Raw genomic sequence first — 4,890 nt, 5'->3', positions numbered from 1 at the left:
CCGGATCTATCAGGGCGCCTGCGCGGTCTGCCACGAGGTCGGCGGGCCGCCGCTGTTCGGCAGCCGGCCGTCGCTGGCATTGAACAGCAATCTGCACAGCGACGCGCCGGATAATCTGATCCAGGTGATCCTGCACGGCATTGCGAAGCCGGCCGCGACCGATCTCGGCTACATGCCGGCCTTCAAGGACAGCATGACCGACGGCCAGGTCGCCGAGCTCGTCGCCTTCCTCAGGGGGCAATTCGCCCCCGACAAGCCGGTCTGGAACGATGTCGCCGCAACGGTTGGCCGTATCCGGCAGAACATAGCGCGCTGACCTGCCATGTTCCGGCCGAAACCCACTGGGCGGGCGGCGTCCGGCAGGCTAAAGTTCCCGCATGACGGTCACAGATATTGCAACCCGAACCTACAATCACGGCTGGCGGCTCGACCCGATCGTCCGCAGCCTGCTCGACACCGATTTCTATAAGCTGTTGATGCAGCGAATGATCCGGGAATGCTACCCGGACACGCACACGACCTTTTCGGTAATCAACCGCTCGACGCATATCAGGCTGGCCGATGTCATCGACGAGGGCGAGCTGCGTGCCCAGCTCGACCATGCCCGCACCATCCGTTTCTCCAAGAAGGAGCTGATCTGGCTCGCCGGCAACACGTTCTACGGCAAGACCCAGATGTTCTCGCCCGATTTCATCAACTGGCTCTCGACCTTCCGCCTGCCCGAATACGAGCTGAGGAAGGTCGACGGCCAGTATGAGCTGCATTTCCACGGGCCGTGGACCCACACCACGATGTGGGAGATCCCGGCGCTTGCGATCCTCAACGAGCTGCGCTCGCGCGCGGCGACCAAGGAATATGGCCGCTTCGCGCTCGACGTGCTCTATGCCCGTGCCAAGGCCAAGCTGTGGGCCAAGGTCGAGCGGCTGCGCAAGCTGGACGGCCTGCGCCTGTCCGATTTCGGCACACGCCGTCGCCACGGTTTCCTCTGGCAGCGCTGGTGCGTCGAGGCGGTGAAGGAGGGCCTCGGTCCGTGCTTTACCGGCACCTCGAACGTGCTGCTGGCGATGGACAACGATCTCGAGGCCATCGGCACCAACGCGCATGAATTGCCGATGGTCGCCGCGGCGCTGGCCAACTCCGACGAGGAGCTGCGCTGGGCACCCTATCGCATCCTCGACCAGTGGCGTCACACCTACGGCGGCAACCTGCTGATCGCCCTGCCCGACGCGTTCGGTACCAAGTCGTTCCTTCGCGATGCGCCCGAATGGGTTGCGGACTGGACCGGCTTTCGTCCCGACAGCGCGCCGGCGATCACGGCGGGCGAGGAGATCATCAAGTGGTGGAAGCAGAAGGGCCGCGATCCCAAGGAGAAGCTGCTGGTGTTCTCCGACGCCATGGATGTCGGCTCGATCGAGGAGACGTTCAGGCATTTCAGCGGGCGCGTCCGCATCAGCTTCGGCTGGGGCACCAACCTCACCAACGATTTCGTCGGCTGTGCGCCCGACGGCTCCGCCGACCTCGACCCGATCTCGATCGTCTGCAAGGTGACGTCGGTCGACGGCCGGCCGGCCGTGAAACTCTCCGACAATCCGGAGAAGGCGACCGGCATCCCGGCCGAGGTCGAGCGATATTTGCGCGTGTTCGGCAATGCCGGCCGCGTTCGCACCGCAGTTCACGTGTAAATCACCGCGGACGCTTCCTTCACCGACTGACCCGACGAGCTTCGCATGCCCGCACCCAAGCCGCCTGCCTTCGAAACCCTGAGCCTGCATGCCGGCCAGCGTCCCGATCCCTTAACCGGCGCACGCGCGGTTCCGATCTATCAGACCACGTCCTATGTATTCCAGGATGCCGACCACGCCGCCGCGTTGTTCAATCTGGAGCGCGCCGGCCACATTTATACGCGCATCTCCAATCCGACGACATCAGTGCTGGAGGAGCGCATCGCCGCGCTCGAATGCGGCGTCGGGGCGATCTGCACCGCGAGCGGCATGGCGGCGATGCATCTTGCGATCGCGACGCTGCTCAACGCCGGCGACCACATCGTCGCCTCCGCCTCGCTCTATGGCGGCACCATCAACCTGCTCGCGCACACGCTGCCGCGTTTCGGCATCACGACGACCTTCGTGAAGCCGTGCGCGCTCGACGATTTCCGCGCCGCCATCAAGCCGAACACGCGGCTCGTCATCGGCGAGACCATCGGCAATCCCGGCCTCGAAGTGCTCGATATCCCGGCGGTCGCGCAGATCGCGCATGACGCGAAGATTCCGCTCTTGATCGACAACACCTTCGCGACGCCCTATCTCAGCCAGCCGATCGAGCTCGGCGCCGACATCACGATGAACTCGGCGACCAAATGGATGGGCGGCCACGGCATCGCGATCGGCGGCGTCATCGTCGACGGCGGCCGGTTCGACTGGCGCGCTTCCGGCAAATTCCCGCAGCTCACCGAGCCCTATGCCGGCTATCACGGCATCGTCTTCGACGAGCAGTTCGGCAAGGCCGCCTTCATCATGCGCGCCCGCACCGAGGGCCTGCGCGACTTCGGCGCCTGCCTGTCGCCGACCAACGCCTTCCAGCTGCTGCAGGGCATCGAGACGCTCGGCGTCCGCATGGACCGCCACATGAGCAACACCCATGCCGTGCTCGAGGCCCTCGCCGCGAACAAGGCGGTCGACTGGGTGCTGCACCCCGCGCTGGAGAGCCATCCGGATCATGCGCTGGCGAAGAAGCTGCTGCCGCGCGGCGCCGGCTCGATCATAAGCTTCGGCATCAAGGGCGGCCGCGCCGCCGGCAAGAAGTTCATCGAGTCCCTGAAGCTGATCAGCCATCTCGCCAATGTCGGCGACGCCAAGACGCTGGTGATCCACCCCGCCAGCACCACGCATCAGCAGATGGACGCCGAGCAGCTCAAGGCCGCCGGCATCGGCGAGGAGCTGGTGCGGCTGTCGGTCGGCATCGAGACTGCACAGGACATCATCGACGATCTCGGCCAGGCGCTGCGCGCCTCGCAAAGGACCTGAGCCATGCAGCTTTCCGTCAACGGTTCGGACACCTTCATCGCGACCGGCGGCAAGCCGTTCGACGCCTCGCTGCCGGCCGTGGTGATGATCCACGGCGCCGGCTTCGATTCCTCTACCTGGGCGCTGCACAGCCGCTGGTTCGCCCATCACGGCTTTGCCGTGCTGGCGCCTGACCTGCCCGGCCACGGCCGCTCGTCCGGCAAGCCGCTCACGACGATTGCCGAGATGGCCGACTGGATCGCGGCGCTGATCACGGCCGCCGGCGCATCGAAGGCCCGGCTGATCGGCCACTCCATGGGCTCGCTGATCGCGATCGAGACGTCCGCACGCCATCCCGACAAGGTCTCCGGCCTCGCGCTGATCGGCACCGCCGCGACGATGACCGTCGGCCCTGATCTATTGAAGGCCGCCGAGGCCAACGATCCCGCCGCGATCGACATGGTCTCGATCTGGGGCCTCGGCTTCAAGGCCGAGCTCGGCGGCAGCCTCGCGCCGGGACTGTGGATGCACCAGGGCGCGCAGCGGGTGCTGCAGGAGACGAAGCCCGGCGTGCTGTACAACGACCTCAACGCCTGCAACGCCTACCAGAACGCGCTGACCGCAGCAGCCGCCGTCAAGGTGCCCACGACCTTCGTGCTCGGCGAGCGCGACATGATGACACCGGCGAAGGCCGGCAAGGCGCTCGCCGCCGCGACGCCGAACGCGCGCACCGTGGTACTGCCGGGCGCCGGCCACATGATGATGGTCGAGCAGCCCGACGAACTGCTGGCGGCGCTGCGGTAGTCGCACTCAACTCTCGCCCTCATCCTGAGAGGCTGTAAATCTATTCACCTCGTCATTGCGAGGAGCGATAGCGACGAAGCAATCCATTCGTCCGCATACGTAGCGCGATGGATTGCTTCGCTTCGCTCGCAATGACGAAGGATAGACCGTCACCCTGAGAGTCTGACTCAAAAAGCGTGTTGGGGCCTGGCGAGGCGTCTGATCAGGAGCCTGAGATGGGCGACGAGAAGCCAAGCGACTTCGGTTGCCGCGGAGCCCTCGAAGTCCTTGGCGAGACGACGGCACCTGCCGAACCAGGCAAAGGTACGCTCGACGACCCAGCGTCGGGGTAAGAGCTGGAAGCCTTTGACGCCGGGTGGCCGCTGGACAATATCGATGGTCCATTGGCCGCAATGGGACAGTGCGTCGAGCAGCTGTTTGCCGCGATAGACTCGGTCAGCAAAGACATGCTGAAGCCTGGGGAAGTGTTCTCTCAGATGTTCCAGCAGAGGGACAGCACCGTGGACATCCTGAACGTTGGCGGGATGCACGTGGACTGCCAGCAGCAGACCATTGGTGTCAGTGACGATGTGCCGCTTACGTCCATGAAGGCGCTTGCCGGGGTCGAAGCCGCGTGGCCCGCCGGCCTGCGTCGTCGGAGCCGTCTGGCTATCGATGACGGCAGCCGTCGGTCCCGGCTTGCGCCCGAGTTTCCGCCGCGCTTGCCGGACCAAGGCTCCGACGATCCGGTGCCACCGGCCACTGTCGCGCCAGGCATAAAAATAGCCTTGGACCGTCGAGTATGGCGGGAACTCGCTCGGCAGGGCTCGCCATTGGCAGCCCGTCGACAAAATGTAGAAGATCGCCTGCACGACCTCGCGCAAATCGACTTCCCGCGGGCGTCCTCGTCGCTGTCGCGCCGGCATCTTCCGGGATATCAGCGCCCACTCCGCATCGGTCAGATCGCTTGTGTAGCGCAGCCCTTTGCGTTGATACTCGACACGAGTGATTTCGGTCCACGGCATCGTACCCTCCCTCGAATCTTCGCAAATCCGAAGGAATCACAGCCAACCGAAATCACTCACTCCTTTTTCAGTCAGGCTCT

At 65.0% G+C, this 4,890-nt stretch carries 5 protein-coding genes; 4 read left to right on the top strand and 1 reads right to left on the bottom strand.

What is annotated here, in order from left to right; genetic code table 11:
- The 4 genes from AS156_RS45520 to AS156_RS39710 all read left to right on the top strand — a co-directional run.
- A partial coding sequence (locus AS156_RS45520) for a c-type cytochrome (RefSeq protein ID WP_245313269.1) occupies positions 1 to 316 on the top strand: 316 nt, incomplete at its 5' end.
- 61 nt (positions 317 to 377) lie between these two features.
- Positions 378 to 1,682: a nicotinate phosphoribosyltransferase gene (gene pncB, locus AS156_RS39720; protein WP_066516129.1), complete on the top strand. Its 1,305-nt coding sequence runs from the start codon at positions 378 to 380 to the stop codon at positions 1,680 to 1,682.
- Positions 1,683 to 1,727: 45 nt separating this feature from the next.
- On the top strand, positions 1,728 to 3,023 hold the full coding sequence (locus AS156_RS39715; RefSeq protein WP_066516125.1) for an O-acetylhomoserine aminocarboxypropyltransferase: 1,296 nt from the start codon (positions 1,728 to 1,730) through the stop codon (positions 3,021 to 3,023).
- A gap of 3 nt (positions 3,024 to 3,026) precedes the next feature.
- Positions 3,027 to 3,806, top strand: a complete 780-nt coding sequence (locus AS156_RS39710) for an alpha/beta fold hydrolase (RefSeq protein WP_066516123.1) — start codon at positions 3,027 to 3,029, stop codon at positions 3,804 to 3,806.
- Positions 3,807 to 3,973: 167 nt separating this feature from the next.
- On the opposite strand, the gene AS156_RS39705 is transcribed toward AS156_RS39710, so the two are convergent.
- On the bottom strand, positions 3,974 to 4,810 hold the full coding sequence (locus AS156_RS39705; RefSeq protein ID WP_066499812.1) for an IS5 family transposase: 837 nt from the start codon (positions 4,808 to 4,810) through the stop codon (positions 3,974 to 3,976).
- Positions 4,811 to 4,890: the final 80 nt, after the last annotated feature.

Source organism: Bradyrhizobium macuxiense (genome assembly GCF_001542415.1).
In the GTDB taxonomy this organism is placed as follows: Bacteria; Pseudomonadota; Alphaproteobacteria; order Rhizobiales; family Xanthobacteraceae; genus Bradyrhizobium; species Bradyrhizobium macuxiense.
Note: the sequence above shows the minus strand (reverse complement) of the source record. Positions and strands in the feature narration are given on the sequence as shown.

What these genes read in the sequence shown, in the direction of transcription:
- AS156_RS39710 (WP_066516123.1), top strand. Translation starts at nt 3,027, where the DNA reads ATGCAGCTTTCCGTCAACGGTTCGGACACCTTCATCGCGACCGGCGGC.
- pncB (WP_066516129.1), top strand. Translation starts at nt 378, where the DNA reads ATGACGGTCACAGATATTGCAACCCGAACCTACAATCACGGCTGGCGG.
- AS156_RS39715 (WP_066516125.1), top strand. Translation starts at nt 1,728, where the DNA reads ATGCCCGCACCCAAGCCGCCTGCCTTCGAAACCCTGAGCCTGCATGCC.
- AS156_RS39705 (WP_066499812.1), bottom strand. Translation starts at nt 4,810, where the DNA reads ATGCCGTGGACCGAAATCACTCGTGTCGAGTATCAACGCAAAGGGCTG.